The following is a 15,601-nucleotide window of genomic DNA, read 5'->3' as shown; positions in this document are numbered from 1 at the left end:
CCCGGCGGCAGGCGTGTTTTCCTCTCGCCCCGGCGCGGTCTGCCCTTGGCGACGCCGGCGAGTCCGGCCATATAGGGGCCATGCTGCTTCGTTCGGTCAAATCCGCCTGGCATCACGTCCGGTATCTTCCCTTGTGGTCGGCGCTTGCCTATTCACGGCGGCGGGCGTTCGAGTTGCGCTCGCGCGCTCTGGGCACAGCGGTGGGCGAGGTCATGCGCTGGTTTCCCCCGGCCCGGCGCCGGTTCAGCCGCGAGGTGCGGCGCGTCTTTCCCGATATGCCCCGCGCCGAGCGGATGGCGCTCTGCCGCGGCATGGGGCGCAACATGGGCCAGACCCTGTTCGAGATCTACCACAACGCTGAGTTTCAGATCCGGCAGGACAAGTTCCACGTCTCCGGCCCCGGGCTTGCGGCCTTGCGGCAGGCCCGGACAGAGGGAAAGGGGGCGATCATCGTCTCCGGTCATTTCGGTCAATGGGAGGCGGTGCGTGCGGTGCTCAAGGCCGAGGGGATGGAAACCGGCGCGGTCTATCGTCCGCAGACCAACCGCCACTACCAGCGGCGCCTTTTCGCCGGGATCGAGGCGGGGGGGAAGCCCATCCTGGCCACCGGGCGCATTGGCACCAAGGCGCTTGTCCGGCATTTGCGCGGCGGCGGGTTCATTGCGGTGCTGCTTGACGAAAAGCATCCCGACGGGGTGCCGTTGCCGTTTCTGGGACGTCCGGCGCTGACCTCGCTTTCGCCGGCGCATCTGGCGTTGAAATTCGGTCTGCCGATGGTTCCGGCCTATGGCATCCGCACCGGGGACGGCAGCGAGTTTTCCGTGGAGTTCGAGGCGCCGATTGCGCATACCGACAGCCTGTCGATGACGCAGGCCTTCAATGACAGCCTGTCGGCGCGCATCCGCAGCCATCCCGATCAGTGGTATTGGATGTTGCGCCGCTGGCAGGGCACCTAGGCGCGGTGCGGGATCAGCCCGCGGTGCAGCCCCGGATGTCCACCGCGCGGCTGCCACCGATGACGGTAAAGCGCAGACCGGAGCGGTCGAGCATGAAGGGCTCGCCGTCCACATGCATCAATTCGGTCTCCGCGATGAGCGTGTCACCCTGCCGCGCTGTTTTAGGCTCGGCGACCCACAGCCGTGGATCGGCGGTTTCGATCACGGCAACCTCGGGGCCGCCGGTGTCCGGCAGGATGATGCGGGCGGACAGATGCATTCCGTCGGCGGTGGGGCGAAGTGTGCAGGTCGCCGAGCGCACGCCCGCCTCGCCCTCGGAATAGGGGCGGTCGGCCAGCGCCGCGGCAATGCGCGGATCGCGTGTTCCGCCGGTTCGGGGAAGTGTCGCGCGCGTTGTCAGTTCGCTTGGCACGCAGATGTCGCGGCAGACGCCGATGTCCATTTCGACGTCGAGCGAGATCGGCGCCCCGGCGCGGGCGGGGGTCAGGCGCAGCGGCAGGATCAGCTCCTGCTCATACCCGATGGAACGCAGGCCGTTCTGCGAGATGACTTTCGGGGTCGGCCAAATCGGTTCCACCCCTTTGAGGTTGGATGAGCCGCTCCAGTCGAAGCGGGGCGGGATGCCCGCGTCGCCGGGCGCGCGCCAATAGGTTTTCCAGCCGGGATTGAGCGTGAAGCGCAGCGCCGCCATGTGGCTGCCGTCGGAATTGCGCCAGCCGGGCAGAATTTCCACCTGCACCACCCGGTCGAAGGATTGTGACAGCGCGGCCACAGGCATGGCGAAAAGAGTGAGCAACAGGAGCAAGTGGCGTATCATGCGGACCTAGATGAGGGATCGCGGCGCGATTGCCAACTCACTTTCCGGCGAGGGGATGTGTCAATTTCCGTCCGCGCCGCGACAGGGCTTGCACCGGGCGGCGGCGAACCTCATCTTGAAGGGACTGGCACAGAAGATCAGGAGGCCCCGGACGTGCAGGACGACAAAGAGGCACTCGATCTCAGTGGCAAGATGCTGATCGCCATGCCGGGCATGGGCGATCCGCGGTTTGCGAATGCTGTCGTGTTTCTGTGCGCCTATTCGGACGACGGAGCGATGGGCCTGATCGTGAACAAGCCGGTCGAGGACATGCGCCTGTCGGACCTGCTTGAACAGCTTTCCATCGAGCAGAGCGATCCCAGGGGCAATATCGGGCTGCATTTCGGCGGCCCGGTGGAAGGCGGACGCGGATTTGTCCTGCATTCGCCGGACTATCGCTCGGAGCTGTCCACGATGGCGGTGAGCGAGGGGTTCGCGATGACCGCGACACTCGATATTCTCGAAGAGATGGCCAGGGGGGCCGGACCGGACCGGGCGCTGATGGCGCTTGGCTATGCCGGTTGGGGACCGGGGCAGATCGAGGCCGAGATCGCGGCAAATGGCTGGCTGGTGTGCGATCCGACGCAGACAATGGTGTTCGACCTGCCCGATGCCGACAAATGGACTGCCGCGCTCCGGAGTATCGGGGTCGACGCGCTGACCCTGTCGTCGAGCGCCGGGCACGCCTGAGCGGCCGGGCCTATCGACGGCGGCGTTTGCGCACGCGAGGCACATTGCTGCGCGAGAGGGTATAGCGCGCCTCGGGATGGGGCGGCAGCCCGTCGGTGCGCGACCACCCGCGCGGCCCCCCGCGCCGCAGCCAGATCGGAAGGGTCAGAGCAAGCCCGATCACGAACCCGCCCGCATGCGCCCAGTAGGCGACCCCGCCGCTGGCTGTATCCACCGACACCCCGCTGAAAAGTTGCAGGGCGAACCACACCCCCAGCATGAGCCACGCCGGCACCGGGATGACCTTGAAAAAGATGATGAAGATCAGCAGGACATCGACCCGCGCCCGGGGGTAAAGCAACAGATAGCCGCCCATCACCCCGGCAATCGCGCCCGAGGCCCCGACCGTGGGAATCGCCGAACCGGGGTTGGCCAGAACCTGTGCCAGCCCCGCACCAAGACCGGCCGCGAGGTAGAACAGGGCAAAGCCCGTGTGCCCCATATCATCTTCGAGGTTGTCGCCGAAGATCCAAAGAAACAGCATGTTGCCGCCCAGATGCATCAGCCCGCCATGCAGGAACAGGGAGGTGACGAACCCGTGCATGCGCTGCCCTTCGGACACCGCCGCCGGAATCAGCGCCCAGTCCCCGAAAAAGACGGTGAGGCGGTAGGGTTCCGCGAAGAGCGGCCAATAGGATGCGAAGATCACCACGTTGAGGACAATCAGCGCGTACGTCACATAAGGCGTGCCCGAAGACGGGTTGTGATCACGGATCGGAAACATCCGCCAAAGCTGGAGCCAAAGGGCAGGGGCGTCAAGCCGCCCCGCCCAGAAGTGCGGCGTTTCCGCCTGCCGCCGTGGTATCGACGCAGACATGGCGTTCACCGCGCACACGCGCGGTGTCGGGGATGCCGGTGATCAGTGGCAGGATCGGCCCGGTGCGGCGCGCCAGTGCAATCTCATAGCCGCGTGCCGTCGCCTCATCCCCCCACCACAGCGCACCGGAAATCCCTGGGATCTGTTCAAGCTGCTCTGCGCTGACCTCCGCTGTGGCGACAACGGCGCGTCCGTCAAGGCGACGCACGGTCTCGGCCTGCTCCTGCGCGGCCTCCGGCCCCGGCCCGAGGCAGAGAAGAGGCGCGCGCGGCACGGTGGACAGCCGGTTGGATTCGCCGGTTGGGCCGGGCAGGGTTTTCGTTTCGGGCGGGGCGCCCGGTTCTGCGCGCGCGATCAGGTCGGCCAGCACATCGGCGGGCATCGGCCCGTCCCAAGCGCCGCTCGCGCCTTTGCGTTCGGGGGCTGTGAAGCGGGCGAGGTAGTGCGGCCCGCCCGCCTTGGGCCCGGTGCCGGACAGCCCCTCGCCGCCGAAAGGCTGGCTTCCGACGATGGCGCCGATCTGGTTGCGATTGACGTAGATGTTGCCCGCATGGATGCGGTCGGCGACATGCTGCACTCGGTCGTCGATGCGGGTTTGCAGGCCGAAGGTCAGCCCGTAGCCCGTGCCGTTGATCGTGTCGATCACGGTATCGAGTTCTTCAGCGCGGAAGGTCGCCACATGCAGAACGGGGCCGAAAATCTCCTTGTCGAGATCCTCGATGCCGCCCACCCGGATCAGGGTGGGGGCGATGAAGCTTCCGGTTTGCGGCGTGGAGGTTTGGTAGATCACGCGCCCGTCGGCCTGCGCCTGTGCGATATGGGCGGCGATCTCCGATTGAGCGGCACTGTCGATCACCGGGCCAGCGTCGGTGCTGACGTGCCATGGATCGCCAAGGCGCAGTTCCTTCATCGCGCCGGTGAGCATGTCGAGAAAATCGCCGACGATATCCTCTTGCACGTAGAGACAGCGCAGCGCCGAGCAGCGTTGGCCCGCCGACTGGAACGCGCTTTCGACGATGGCCTGCACCGCCTGTTCGGGCAGGGCGGTGGAATCCACGATCATGGCGTTGATCCCGCCGGTTTCGGCGATCAGCGGCGCGCCGGGGGTGAGGTTTTCGGCCATCGCGGTGCGGATCCGCTGCGCCGTGGCGGTCGAGCCGGTGAAGGCCACGCCGTTCACGCGCGGATCGGAGGTGATCGCGGCGCCGACGACAGAGCCCGCGCCGGGCAGAAATTGCAGCGCCTCGCGCGGCACCCCGGCCTCGTGCATCAGTTTCACCGCCTCATGCGCGATGAGCGGTGTCTGATCGGCGGGCTTGGCCAGAACCGCGTTCCCCGCAGCGAGCGCCGCCGACACCTGCCCGGTGAAGATCGCCAGCGGGAAGTTCCACGGGCTGATGCAGGAGAACACCCCTGCGGGCGGCGCATCGGGAGCGTTTGCGGCGTAATAGCGTAGAAAATCAACGGCCTCGCGCAGTTCGGCCACCGCGTCGAGCGGCGTCTTGCCGGCCTCGCGCGCGATGATCGCAAAGAGTGGGCCGAAGTTTTCCTCGTAGAGATCGGCCACCTTGTTCAGCACGGCGGCGCGGTCCCCGGCCGGGGCCTGCCACGGGCGGGCGGCGTCCAGCGCGGTTTGCACATCCCCGGGGCTGGCGTGGGCGACGCTGCCGGGGCTGTCGGTGTCCAGATAGGGGTTTGTCACCGGCTCCGGCGTCTCGGGCTGCGCCTCGCCGGCGATGATCGGGGCGGCGGCCCATGAGGCTGTGCGCCAGGGATCGCGGGCCGCATCCATCTCCTCCAGCGTGGGCACGTCGCGCAGATCGAACCCTTTGGAATTGACCCGCTCGGGCAGGAAAAGCTCCGGCCCGGTGGGCAGTTTCATGTGATCGTCAGCGAGCGCGTCGAAGGGATCGCGAGCGACTTCTTCGGGCGGCACCTCGTCGTCGACGATCTGGTTGACAAAGGAGCTGTTCGCGCCGTTTTCCAGCAGGCGCCGCACCAGATAGGCCAGAAGATCGCGATGCGCGCCGACCGGCGCGTAGATGCGGCAGCGGGTCTTGTGCTCTGCGTGCACGATCTCATGCAGGCTTTCGCCCATGCCGTGCAGGCGTTGAAATTCGTAGCTGTCGTGATCGTCCGCCATGTCAAGAATCGCGGCGACGGTGTGGGCGTTGTGGGTGGCGAATTGCGGGTAGATCCGGTCGGTCATGCCGAGCAGCTTGCGGGCATTGGCCAGAAACGAAATGTCGGTCGCCGGTTTCGAGGTGAAGACCGGGAAGCCATCGACGCCAAGCACCTGCGCGGCCTTGATTTCCGTGTCCCAATAGGCGCCCTTGACCAGCCTTACCATGATCTTGCGATCAAGCCGGGTGGACAGGTCATAGAGGTAATCGAGCGTGGGGCCGGCGCGTTTGCCGTACGCCTGCACCACGACACCGAAGCCGTCCCATCCGGCCAGCGCGGGCTCGGACAGGACCGCTTCGATCACGTCCAGCGAAATCGACAGGCGGTCGGCCTCCTCGGCGTCGATATTCAGCCCCATGCGCGCCGATTTCGCCAGCAGCGCGAGGCTGCGCAGGCGGGGCACAAGCTCATCCATGATGCGGTCGCGCTGCCCGAGTTCATAGCGGGGATGAAGCGCGGAAAGCTTCACCGAGATGCCCGGATTGTCGCGGATGTCGACCTGCGTGCAGGCGGCGGAAATCGCTGAGATCGCCCGTGAATAGGCAAGGTGATAATGCATGGCGTCGGCGTCGGTCCGGGCCGCTTCGCCCAGCATATCATACGAATATGTATAGCCTTTTTTCTCCATCCCGGCAGCGCGGGACATGGCGGCGTCGATGGTTTCACCCAGCACGAATTGCCGGCCCATTTCCCGCATGGCGCGGCCCACGGCGGTGCGGATCACCGGCTCTCCCAGACGGCGGATGGCGCCGCGCAGATGGCCGACGGGGCCGGGGTTTTCATCCTTGAGCACGCGGCCCGTCAGCATCAGCGCCCATGTCGAGGCATTGACCAGCGGCGAGGTGGAATGGCCCATGTGGCGGCCCCAGTCCGAGGGCGCGATCTTGTCCTCGATCAGCGCGTCGATGGTTTCCGCGTCGGGCACGCGCAAGAGCGCCTCAGCCAGACACATCAGGGCGATGCCCTCGTCGGTCGAGAGGCCGTATTCGGCCAGAAACACCTCCATCAGGCCGGGGCGGCTTTGCCCTCGGATGCGGCGCACCAGATCGGCGGCGGCACCCGAGATGCGGGTGCGGTCCTCGGGCGAAAGCGCGGCCTCTTCGGTCAGTCGGGCGACCAGCCCGGCCTCGTCGCAATAGGTCTCTGTGTCGATCCGGCGGCGGAAATCACGCATGGAAGGCTCTCCTTGTTTGGGATAGTATATCGTGGATCGACTGGTCGTTTCGCCTGAATTTGCGAATATGGATGGCCGGTTGACCTGAAATAGAGGGGCATGGCAATGCAGACCGGACAGGCGGAGCTTGACGCCTTCGATCGCAGGATTCTTGACGAACTGTCCCGCGATGGGCGGGTGTCGGTCACCGATCTGGCGCGGCGGATCGGCCTGTCGAAGTCGCCGACGCAGGCGCGGTTGCGGCGGCTGGAGGCCGATGGCGTGATCACCGGATACCGGGCCATGCTCGATCCGATCCGGCTTGGCCTCGATCATGTGGCCTTCGTGGAGGTGAAGCTCAGCGACACGCGGGAGGCGGCGCTGTCGGCGTTCAACGCCGCCGTGGCGCGGGTGCCGGAGGTCGAGCAGGCGCATATGATCGCGAGCCATTTCGACTATCTTCTCAAGGTGCGGACCAGTGACATGGCCGCCTATCGCCGGGTGCTGGGGGAGGTGATTTCCGCGCTGCCGCATGTGGCGAGCACATCGACCTATGTTGCCATGCAGGCGGTCAAGGAGACGGGGATTTCCGACGTGACCTGACCCATGTGGCGCGAATCACCTCAAGCTATTGTTAACGCTCAAAAACCCATGTCGGTGAAACGTCGGTATTCTGTCGGTATCGCGTCGGTGGCGATGGGCCGGACTCGCCCCGCTAACACGGCGTTCGGTGCAAAGGCGTCACCATCGGGTTAACGCGGGGGCGGTCGGGCGCGGCGCTATGGCAGATCGACGCGGGTGCGGGTGCCGGACCAGCCATCCACCGAGCAGCGCGGTTCGATCCAGATGGCGCCCGAGCCTTCGGGCAGATCCAGACCCGAAAGGCTTCGGGTGAAGGGCTGTTCGTCCACATGCGGGTGATGCAGCACGCGGCGGCCCAGTTCGGTGCCGTTTTCATCCAGAACGCGCCAGCCGTCGGCGTAGTGATTCCAGCCGGTGTCGGGATGCGAGAGGGTGACGGAGACGCGCCAGCTTTCGCTGCTGCGCCCGGCTTCGGCGCCTTCGACCACGGGCGGGTCGGCGAGCGCCGGGGCCGCGAGGAGCAGAAGGAGGGGCAGGGCAAGACGGATCATGGCGCCAGTCTGGCAGATCGGGCCCGCCATTCAATTCACGAGGATGTGTGCAGCAGCGCGGCGCGCGACTGCGAGGCGAATTCGCGGCGCCAGAGCATGATGCCGGTGGCCAGCGTGCCGAGGATCAGCGCGTGCGGGCCGGCGAGCCATGTGACCGCGGCCATCGCGAAATAGAGCGAGCGCATTCCGCGGTTGAAGCTGCGCGAGGCGTAGATGTTGAGATCCGCCGCAGTGTCACCGCGCGGGCCGGCCTGCGGGTCCGACGGGTCGTTGGGCACCGACCCCATCACCACCGCGCAATAGCCAAAGAGCCGGTGCGACCAGACGAATTTCAAAAAGGCGTTGGCGACGAAGAACAGCGCCAGCACGATCTTGATCTCCCAGACGATGGCGGGGGCGGTGTCGAGGGTCAGGTCGGTGGCGACCCCGACGAGCCGTTCGGTATTGCCGATCAGCGCCAGACCGGCGCCGATGGCGATCATCGAGGCGGAGGCGAAGAAGGACGTGCCCTGCCGCAGGATGGTGAGCATCTGCGAGTCGAAGATGCGCGGATCGCGATCGACGAACTGCCGCATCCAGTCGCGGCGGTAGCTGCTCATCAGAACAGAGACGGAGGGACGGCTTTTCGGCGGATGCTCAATAAGGTATCCCGCTACCAGCCACGTCAGCAGCAGCCCGGCCACGGCGGCGAAATCGAGCGTGTCGAAGAGCGTGAGGCGATCCATCCAGTCCATGAGGCGAAGCCTAGCGCGGGGATAAATGGGTTGCCATAGGGTTTGATTGGTTATAATTTCTTACCAATTGCGCGAAAGGATTATATATGGAGATGCCCGCGCCCAATCCGCAGATTATCGCGCAGAAGGCGCGGATCGTGAAGCGCTTGCGCGCGGCGCTGCCCGAGGGGGCGGTGATCGACGCGGAGGCGGAGGTTCGCGCCTATGAGTGCGATGCGCTGACCGCCTATAGCTGCCCGCCGCTGGCGGTGGTTCTTCCGGGCACGACAGAGGATGTCGCGAAGGCGCTGCGCATCTGCCACGAGGCGGGAGTGCCGGTGGTGCCGCGCGGGGCGGGCACGTCGCTGGCCGGCGGGGCGCTGCCGACCGCCGATTCGGTGATCCTTGGCGTGGCGCGGATGTCGCAGGTTCTGGAGACCGATTACGACAACCGCTTCATCCGCGTGCAGACGGGGCGCACCAACCTGAGCGTGACCGGCGCGGTGGAGGAGGCGGGGTTCTTCTATGCCCCCGACCCGTCGTCGCAGCTTGCCTGCGCCATCGCGGGCAATATCGCGATGAATTCCGGCGGGGCGCATTGCCTGAAATACGGGGTGACGACGAACAACCTTCTGGGGGTCACGATGGTGACGATGGAGGGTGAGGTGATCGAGATCGGCGGCGCGCATATGGATGCGGCCGGGCTTGATTTGCTGGGGTTGATCTGCGGATCGGAAGGGCAGCTTGGCGTGGTGACGGAGGCGACCCTGCGTATCCTGCCCAAACCCGAGGGCGCGCGCCCCGTGCTGGTGGGGTTCGACAGCAACGAGGTGGCCGGGCAATGCGTGTCGGACATCATCAAGGCGGGTCTTCTTCCGGTGGCGATCGAGTTCATGGACCGGCCCTGCATCCGCGCCACCGAAGCCTTCGCCAAGGCGGGCTATCCCGATTGCGAGGCGCTTCTGATCATCGAGGTGGAAGGCAGCGACGCGGAGATCGACGCGCAGCTTGCCCGGATCGTGGAGATTGCAGAACGTCACGATCCGGTGGAGATCCGCGAAAGCGGCAGCGCCGAGGAAAGCGCGAAGATCTGGCTGGGGCGGAAATCGGCCTTTGGCGCGATGGGGCAGATCAACGATTACATGTGCCTCGATGGCACGATCCCGGTGAGCGCGCTTCCCCATGTGCTGCGGCGGATCGGGGAGATGTCGAAGGACTATGGCCTTGATGTGGGCAATGTCTTTCACGCAGGTGACGGGAACATGCATCCGCTGATCCTTTTCGATGCCAACAAGCCGGGCGATCTGGAGAAATGTGAAGCCTTCGGCGCCGACATCCTGCGGCTTTGCGTGGAGGTGGGCGGGTGCCTGACCGGAGAGCATGGCGTCGGCATAGAGAAGCGCGACCTGATGGGGCATCAATACGCGCCCGAGGATCTGGAGATCCAGATGGCGGTGAAGGATGTGTTCGATCCCGGGTGGCTTCTCAATCCAGCCAAGGTGTTTCCGCTGGCGGCAACCGGGGCGCGCCGGGAGGCGGCGGTGTGACGCAGGCCGCGCGACCACAAAGCGAGGCGGAGCTTGCCGAGATCGTGGCGGGGAGCAACGGACCCTTGCGGATCGCGGGCGGCGGCACGCGGCGGAGCGGGGGCGCGGGGGCCGCGCTGACGACCCGCGGGCTGTCGGGGGTGACGCTGCATGAGCCGGGCGCGCTGACGCTCGTGGCGCGGGCGGGCACCCCGCTGGCGGAGGTCGAGCGGGTGCTGGCCTCCGAGGGGCAGCGGCTCGCGTTCGAGCCGATGGATCATCGCGGTCTTTTGGGCACCAAAGGCGCGCCGACGATCGGCGGGGCGGTGGCGGCGAACGTGTCGGGGCCGCGCCGGGTCGTCGTCGGGGCGGCGCGCGATTTCCTTCTGGGAGTGCGCTTTGTCGACGGGCAGGGGCGCATCCTCAAGAACGGCGGGCGGGTGATGAAGAACGTCACTGGCTATGATCTTGTGAAGCTGATGGCCGGAAGCTGGGGCACGTTGGGCGTGATCACCGAGGTGTCGCTCAAGGTGCTGCCGGCGCCGGAGGTGACGGGTACGCTGCTGATCGAGGGGCTGAGCGACGCGGACGCGGTGCGCGCGATGGCCGCCGCGCTCGGCTCTCCGTTCGAGGTGACGGGGGCGGCGCATCTGCCGGGGGATGCGCCGCTCACCCTGCTGCGGATCGAGGGGATGGAGGCATCGGTCGCCTATCGCGCCGAGGCGCTTTGCGGGGTGCTGTCGGAATTTGGCGTATCGCGGGTGGAGACAGACCCCGAGGCGGGGGCGGCCCTGTGGCGCGCGGTGCGCGACGTAGAGGCGTTTCACGGCCGCGATGGCCATGTCTGGCGTCTCTCGGTCAAGCCGTCGGAGGCGCCGGAGCTGGTGGCGCGGCTGGGCGCGGAGGCGGTGATCTATGACTGGGGCGGGGGCCTTGTCTGGGCGCTGGCGGCGCCGGGGGTGGACGTGCGCGCGGCGATGGCGGGCACAAAGGGGCATGCCACCCTGATCCGAGGGGAGGGACCCCCGATGTTCCATCCCGAGCCCGCGCCGATCGCGCGGATCTCGGAGGGCCTGCGGGCGGCGTTCGATCCCCGCGGCGTGTTCAATCCGGGGCTGATGGGGTAGCGATGCAGACGAAATTCACCGAAGGGCAACTCAGCGATCCGGCCACGGCGCGGTCGAACGAGATCCTGCGCGCCTGCGTGCATTGCGGGTTCTGTACGGCGACCTGCCCGACCTATCAAGTGCTGGGCGACGAGCTGGACAGCCCGCGCGGTCGCATCTACCTGATCAAGGACATGCTGGAGAACGAGCGAGTGCCCGATCCGCGCACGGTCAAGCATATCGACCGCTGCCTGTCGTGCCTGGCCTGCATGACGACCTGCCCGTCAGGCGTGCATTACATGCATCTGGTGGACCATGCGCGCGATTATATCGAACGACGCTACAAGCGGCCCCTCGGGGATCGGGCGCTGCGCTGGATGCTGGCGCGTATCCTGCCCTATCCCACGCGGTTCCGGCTGGCGCTTCTGGGGGCGAAGATCGGGCGGCCCTTTGCCCGGGTGATGCCCGATGCGCGGCTGCGCGCGATGCTGGAAATGGCACCCAAGCATATCCCGCCGGTGAGCCGGAACGACGATCCGCAGAGTTTCGCGCCGGAGGGCCGGCCTCGGATGCGGGTGGCGCTGATGACGGGCTGCGCGCAGCGGGCGCTCAATACCGATATCAACGATGCGACGATCCGGCTGCTGACGCGGCTGGGCTGCGAGGTGGTGGTGGCGCGCGGTGCCGGATGCTGCGGGGCGCTGACGCATCACATGGGCAAGACCGCCGAGAGCCACGCCACGGCGGAAAAGAACATCCGCGCCTGGACGGCGGAGATGGACGGGCACGGACTCGATGCCATCGTGATCAACACCAGCGGTTGCGGCACGACGGTCAAGGACTACGGCCACATGTTCCGCAACGGGCCGCTGGCCGCCGATGCCGCGCGGGTGGCCGATCTGGCGATGGACGTGTCGGAGATCCTGATGAAGCTGCCGCTTCAGGACAGCGCGCCGCGCGACATGACGGTGGCCTATCACGCGGCCTGTTCGCTTCAGCATGGCCAGCAGATCAAGAGCTATCCCAAGGATCTTCTGCGGCGGGCGGGGTTCGATGTCGTGGAGCCGGCGGACAGTCACCTGTGCTGCGGCTCGGCGGGCACCTACAACCTGATGCAGCCGGAGATTTCCAAGCAGCTCAAGGCGCGCAAGGTGCAGACGCTGGAGGCAAAAGCGCCGGACGTGATCGCCGCGGGCAATATCGGCTGCATGATGCAGATCGGATCGGGCACGGGGGTGCCGGTGGTGCATACCGTCGAATTGCTCGACTGGGCGACCGGGGGGCCGATGCCGCCCGCGCTGAACGAAGAGGCGGGCGTGCCGGATCTACGCTAAGTTGCACGGGAACGCCCTATTTTCGCCCAGACCTGCGAGTAACGCTTGGTCAGGAAGACCTTGCCGGAGCCGATATGTTGCGAAAATCATTGGCCTTTTACGCCGCGATCATGCTCTCCACCGCCGCATTGGCGCAGGACGGGGGGCTGCGCCGGATGGATACGGGCGACCAGACGCGCGGTTGGGAAGGCGTGGGGCGGATCGAGATTGCCGGGCGCGGATTCTGCACCGGCGCGCTGATCGCGCCCGATCTGGTGCTGACGGCGGCACATTGCCTGTTCGACAAGGCGACCGGCCGGAGGTTCTCCGCCGACCAGATGGAATTCAGGGCAGGCTGGCGCAACGGGCGCGCCGAAGCCTACCGCCGCATTCGCCGCGCTGTGACGCATCCCGAGTTCGAGCATGACCAGCGCGCGGTGACAGCGCGGGTGCGCCATGACCTTGCGCTGTTGCAGCTTTACCATCCGGTCCGCAATACCACGGTGCATCCCTTCGCCACGGCGGGCCGGTTGCGGGCCGGAGAGCGGGTGGGCGTTGTATCCTATGCCCGCGACCGGGCCGAGGCCCCCTCGTTTCAGGAAATGTGCCGGGTGCTGTCCCGCCAGCAGGGGGTTTACGTGATGTCGTGCAGCGTCGATTTCGGATCGAGCGGCGCGCCGGTGTTTCGCGTCACCGACGGGGTGGCCGAGATCGTGTCGGTGGTCACCGCCAAGGCCGAGGTGGACGGGCAACCCGTCTCGCTGGGCGCCGGGCTTGACGGGCCGCTGGAGCAGCTTCGCGCGGCGTTTGGCGTGGATACGGTGTTGCAGGTCACACCGCAGGCCGCGCGGCAGAGCACGGGGGCGAAATTCGTCCGTCCCTGAGGGGTTGAAATCGCCGCGATCCTTTCCAATCTATATCCGTGGCGGGGTGCCACCATCGGGCCCTGTCGTGACCTGCCTGTCCCCGCAAGGGAAGGTTTACATATTGTTATCGCTCAAGAAGGAGGATGACCTATGCGCAGTTTCGACTTCGCACCGCTTTACCGGGCAACGGTCGGGTTCGACCAGATTGCCGACATGATGGACCGCGTTCTGGCGAATGATGTCAGCCAGTCCACCTACCCCCCTTACAACATCGAGAAGACCGCCGATGACGCCTATCGCATCTCGATCGCCGTGGCGGGATTCTCTGCCGATGATCTTGCCATCGAGGTCAAGGAAAACGCCCTTATCGTGACCGGGCGCAAGGCCGGGGATGAGGATGGCCGCACCTTCCTGCATCGCGGCATCGCCACCCGCGCGTTCGAGCGGCGTTTCCAGCTTGCCGATCATGTGCGCGTGACCGGGGCAAACCATGCCGACGGCATGCTGCATATCGAGATGGTGCGCGAAGTGCCCGAGGCGCTGAAGCCGCGCCGCATCGCGATCGAGAGGGGCGACGACGACAGCGTCGACAAGGATGTGGTGGACGCCAAGGCGGTCAACTGATCCGGCCTTTGGCGATCTGACGACAGACGAACGCCCGGCGGGGAAACCTGCCGGGCGTTTTGCTGATCGGATGTGCGGCCTGTCGCGGATCAGACCGACATGCAGATATATTTCATCTCCAGGTAATCCTCAATTCCGTGGTGGCTGCCTTCGCGGCCGAGGCCGGATTGCTTGACCCCGCCGAAGGGGGCCACCTCTGTGGAGATGATGCCGGTATTGATGCCGACGATCCCGTATTCAAGCTCCTCGGCGACCTTGTAGACGCGGCTGAGATCGCGGGCGTAGAAGTAGCTGGCCAGCCCGAATATCGTGTCATTGGCCAGCGCGATCACCTCGTCCTCGTCCTCGAACTTGAACAGCGGGGCGAGCGGGCCAAAAGTCTCCTCGGTGGCGAACTCCATGTCGCGGGTGGCGCCGGTGACGATGGTCGGCTCGAAGAAGGTGCCGCCAAGCTCCGACGGGTTGCCGCCAAGAATGACCTGCGCCCCCTTGGCGGTGGCGTCCGCGATGTGTTCCTTGACCTTTTCGACGGCATCGGCGTTGATCAGCGGGCCGAACTGCGTGTCGCCCGAGAGCCCGTCGCCGATCTTCATCTTGGCCACCGCGTCCTTCAGTTTCGCGGCGAATGCGTCGTAGACGCCGGCCTGCACGTAGATGCGGTTGGCGCAGACGCAGGTCTGCCCGTTGTTGCGGAACTTGCACATGATCGCGCCCTCGACCGCCGCGTCGAGATCGGCGTCGTCGAACACGATGAAGGGGGCGTTGCCGCCCAGCTCCATCGAGCATTTCATCACGCTGTCGGCGGCCTGCCGCAGCAGGATGCGCCCGACCTCGGTGGAGCCGGTGAAGGTGAGCTTGCGCACGGCCGGGTTCTCGCAGAATTCCTTGCCGATGTCGGAGGCGCGGGAGGAGGGCACGACGTTGAACACGCCCGCCGGGATGCCCGCACGATCGGCCAGAACGCCCAGCACGATGGCCGAAAGCGGTGTCTCGGCGGCGGGGCGGGCGACGAAGCTGCATCCGGCGGCGAGCGCCGGGCCGGCCTTGCGGGTGATCATCGCGTTGGGAAAGTTCCACGGCGTGATGGAGGCGGCGACGCCGATGGGCTGCTTGATCACGGTGATGCGCTTGTCACGCTGGTGGCCGGGGATCGTCTCGCCGTAGATGCGCTTCGCCTCTTCGGCGAAAAACTCGATGAACGAGGCGCCATAGGCGATTTCACCCGCCGCTTCGGTCACCGGCTTGCCCATCTCGGCGGTCAGGATCACGGCGAGATCCTGCTGATTCTCCATCATCAGGTCGAACCAGCGGCGCAGGACGGCGGCACGCTCCTTGCCGGTCCATTTCGCCCACTCCTTCTGTGCGGTCTGGGCCTGTGCGATGGCGCCGGAGACCTGCGCGCGCGAACAATCGGTCACCTGTGCGATCACGTCGCCGCGGGCGGGGTTGGTCACGTCGAAGGTGGCCTCTCCGGTGATCCATTCGCCGCCGATATAGGCGCGGGTTTCAAGCAGGGTCGGGTCCTTGAGGTGGGATTTGAGATCGGTCACTGTGTCGAGCATTCGGGCCTCCGGGAATTTCACGCGTGCATGGGGAATATTTGGCGCTAATGTCGTCCAGATCGG

14 protein-coding genes are annotated in these 15,601 nt (G+C 66.3%); 8 read left to right on the top strand and 6 right to left on the bottom strand.

Annotated elements, in window-relative coordinates; genetic code table 11:
* Positions 1 to 80: 80 nt before the first annotated feature.
* Positions 81 to 956, top strand: coding sequence for a lysophospholipid acyltransferase family protein (locus tag BMW66_RS10370; RefSeq protein WP_093118171.1), 876 nt, complete (start codon positions 81 to 83; stop codon positions 954 to 956).
* Between the two features lie 13 nt (positions 957 to 969).
* Here the strand turns inward: BMW66_RS10370 and BMW66_RS10365 are convergent, their stop codons facing one another.
* Positions 970 to 1,773, bottom strand: a complete 804-nt coding sequence (locus tag BMW66_RS10365; RefSeq protein ID WP_093118169.1) for a protein-disulfide reductase DsbD domain-containing protein — start codon at positions 1,771 to 1,773, stop codon at positions 970 to 972.
* Between the two features lie 153 nt (positions 1,774 to 1,926).
* Between BMW66_RS10365 and BMW66_RS10360 the strand changes: the two genes are divergently transcribed.
* Complete coding sequence (locus BMW66_RS10360) at positions 1,927 to 2,502, top strand: YqgE/AlgH family protein (protein WP_093118309.1); 576 nt, start codon at positions 1,927 to 1,929, stop codon at positions 2,500 to 2,502.
* 10 nt (positions 2,503 to 2,512) lie between these two features.
* On the opposite strand, the gene BMW66_RS10355 is transcribed toward BMW66_RS10360, so the two are convergent.
* Positions 2,513 to 3,265, bottom strand: coding sequence for a rhomboid family intramembrane serine protease (locus tag BMW66_RS10355; RefSeq protein WP_093118166.1), 753 nt, complete (start codon positions 3,263 to 3,265; stop codon positions 2,513 to 2,515).
* Between the two features lie 31 nt (positions 3,266 to 3,296).
* Positions 3,297 to 6,716, bottom strand: coding sequence for a bifunctional proline dehydrogenase/L-glutamate gamma-semialdehyde dehydrogenase PutA (gene putA, locus BMW66_RS10350; RefSeq protein ID WP_093118164.1), 3,420 nt, complete (start codon positions 6,714 to 6,716; stop codon positions 3,297 to 3,299).
* Positions 6,717 to 6,821: 105 nt separating this feature from the next.
* Here putA and BMW66_RS10345 point away from each other — a divergent pair, with 105 nt between their 5' ends.
* A complete protein-coding gene (locus BMW66_RS10345) occupies positions 6,822 to 7,298 on the top strand; it encodes an Lrp/AsnC family transcriptional regulator (protein ID WP_093118162.1) in 477 nt (158 codons plus the stop codon).
* Between the two features lie 176 nt (positions 7,299 to 7,474).
* On the opposite strand, the gene BMW66_RS10340 is transcribed toward BMW66_RS10345, so the two are convergent.
* Both BMW66_RS10340 and BMW66_RS10335 read right to left on the bottom strand, forming a co-directional pair.
* The gene (locus tag BMW66_RS10340; protein ID WP_425441320.1) at positions 7,475 to 7,858 is read right to left on the bottom strand and encodes a hypothetical protein; all 384 of its coding nucleotides are present in this window, start codon (positions 7,856 to 7,858) and stop codon (positions 7,475 to 7,477) included.
* 5 nt (positions 7,859 to 7,863) lie between these two features.
* Entirely contained in the window at positions 7,864 to 8,562 is a 699-nt protein-coding gene (locus tag BMW66_RS10335; protein ID WP_093118158.1) for a DUF599 domain-containing protein, read from the bottom strand.
* An 86-nt stretch (positions 8,563 to 8,648) separates the two neighbouring features.
* On the opposite strand from BMW66_RS10335, the gene BMW66_RS10330 reads away from it, so the two are divergent.
* The 5 genes from BMW66_RS10330 to BMW66_RS10310 all read left to right on the top strand — a co-directional run bounded on the left by BMW66_RS10330 (position 8,649) and on the right by BMW66_RS10310 (position 13,976).
* Positions 8,649 to 10,088, top strand: coding sequence for an FAD-linked oxidase C-terminal domain-containing protein (locus BMW66_RS10330; RefSeq protein ID WP_093118156.1), 1,440 nt, complete (start codon positions 8,649 to 8,651; stop codon positions 10,086 to 10,088).
* Complete coding sequence (locus BMW66_RS10325) at positions 10,085 to 11,194, top strand: FAD-binding protein (protein WP_093118154.1); 1,110 nt, start codon at positions 10,085 to 10,087, stop codon at positions 11,192 to 11,194. Before BMW66_RS10330 ends, BMW66_RS10325 begins: the two co-directional genes overlap by 4 nt.
* Positions 11,195 to 11,196: 2 nt before the next feature.
* Entirely contained in the window at positions 11,197 to 12,507 is a 1,311-nt protein-coding gene (gene glcF, locus BMW66_RS10320; protein ID WP_093118152.1) for a glycolate oxidase subunit GlcF, read from the top strand.
* A 74-nt stretch (positions 12,508 to 12,581) separates the two neighbouring features.
* Positions 12,582 to 13,370, top strand: coding sequence for a trypsin-like serine peptidase (locus tag BMW66_RS10315; protein WP_093118150.1), 789 nt, complete (start codon positions 12,582 to 12,584; stop codon positions 13,368 to 13,370).
* A gap of 132 nt (positions 13,371 to 13,502) precedes the next feature.
* On the top strand, positions 13,503 to 13,976 hold the full coding sequence (locus tag BMW66_RS10310) for an Hsp20 family protein (protein WP_093118148.1): 474 nt from the start codon (positions 13,503 to 13,505) through the stop codon (positions 13,974 to 13,976).
* A gap of 89 nt (positions 13,977 to 14,065) precedes the next feature.
* Here BMW66_RS10310 and BMW66_RS10305 read toward each other — a convergent pair whose 3' ends face one another.
* Entirely contained in the window at positions 14,066 to 15,538 is a 1,473-nt protein-coding gene (locus tag BMW66_RS10305) for an NAD-dependent succinate-semialdehyde dehydrogenase (RefSeq protein WP_093118146.1), read from the bottom strand.
* Between the last annotated feature and the right edge of the window lie 63 nt (positions 15,539 to 15,601).

This window comes from Salinihabitans flavidus (assembly GCF_900110425.1).
In the GTDB taxonomy this organism is placed as follows: Bacteria; Pseudomonadota; Alphaproteobacteria; order Rhodobacterales; family Rhodobacteraceae; genus Salinihabitans; species Salinihabitans flavidus.
Note: the sequence above shows the minus strand (reverse complement) of the source record. Positions and strands in the feature narration are given on the sequence as shown.

What these genes read in the sequence shown, in the direction of transcription:
- putA (WP_093118164.1), bottom strand. Translation starts at nt 6,716, where the DNA reads ATGCGTGATTTCCGCCGCCGGATCGACACAGAGACCTATTGCGACGAG.
- BMW66_RS10355 (WP_093118166.1), bottom strand. Translation starts at nt 3,265, where the DNA reads ATGTTTCCGATCCGTGATCACAACCCGTCTTCGGGCACGCCTTATGTG.
- BMW66_RS10345 (WP_093118162.1), top strand. Translation starts at nt 6,822, where the DNA reads ATGCAGACCGGACAGGCGGAGCTTGACGCCTTCGATCGCAGGATTCTT.
- BMW66_RS10370 (WP_093118171.1), top strand. Translation starts at nt 81, where the DNA reads ATGCTGCTTCGTTCGGTCAAATCCGCCTGGCATCACGTCCGGTATCTT.
- BMW66_RS10340 (WP_425441320.1), bottom strand. Translation starts at nt 7,858, where the DNA reads ATGGCGGGCCCGATCTGCCAGACTGGCGCCATGATCCGTCTTGCCCTG.
- BMW66_RS10315 (WP_093118150.1), top strand. Translation starts at nt 12,582, where the DNA reads ATGTTGCGAAAATCATTGGCCTTTTACGCCGCGATCATGCTCTCCACC.
- BMW66_RS10365 (WP_093118169.1), bottom strand. Translation starts at nt 1,773, where the DNA reads ATGATACGCCACTTGCTCCTGTTGCTCACTCTTTTCGCCATGCCTGTG.
- BMW66_RS10310 (WP_093118148.1), top strand. Translation starts at nt 13,503, where the DNA reads ATGCGCAGTTTCGACTTCGCACCGCTTTACCGGGCAACGGTCGGGTTC.
- BMW66_RS10335 (WP_093118158.1), bottom strand. Translation starts at nt 8,562, where the DNA reads ATGGACTGGATGGATCGCCTCACGCTCTTCGACACGCTCGATTTCGCC.
- BMW66_RS10305 (WP_093118146.1), bottom strand. Translation starts at nt 15,538, where the DNA reads ATGCTCGACACAGTGACCGATCTCAAATCCCACCTCAAGGACCCGACC.
- BMW66_RS10330 (WP_093118156.1), top strand. Translation starts at nt 8,649, where the DNA reads ATGGAGATGCCCGCGCCCAATCCGCAGATTATCGCGCAGAAGGCGCGG.
- glcF (WP_093118152.1), top strand. Translation starts at nt 11,197, where the DNA reads ATGCAGACGAAATTCACCGAAGGGCAACTCAGCGATCCGGCCACGGCG.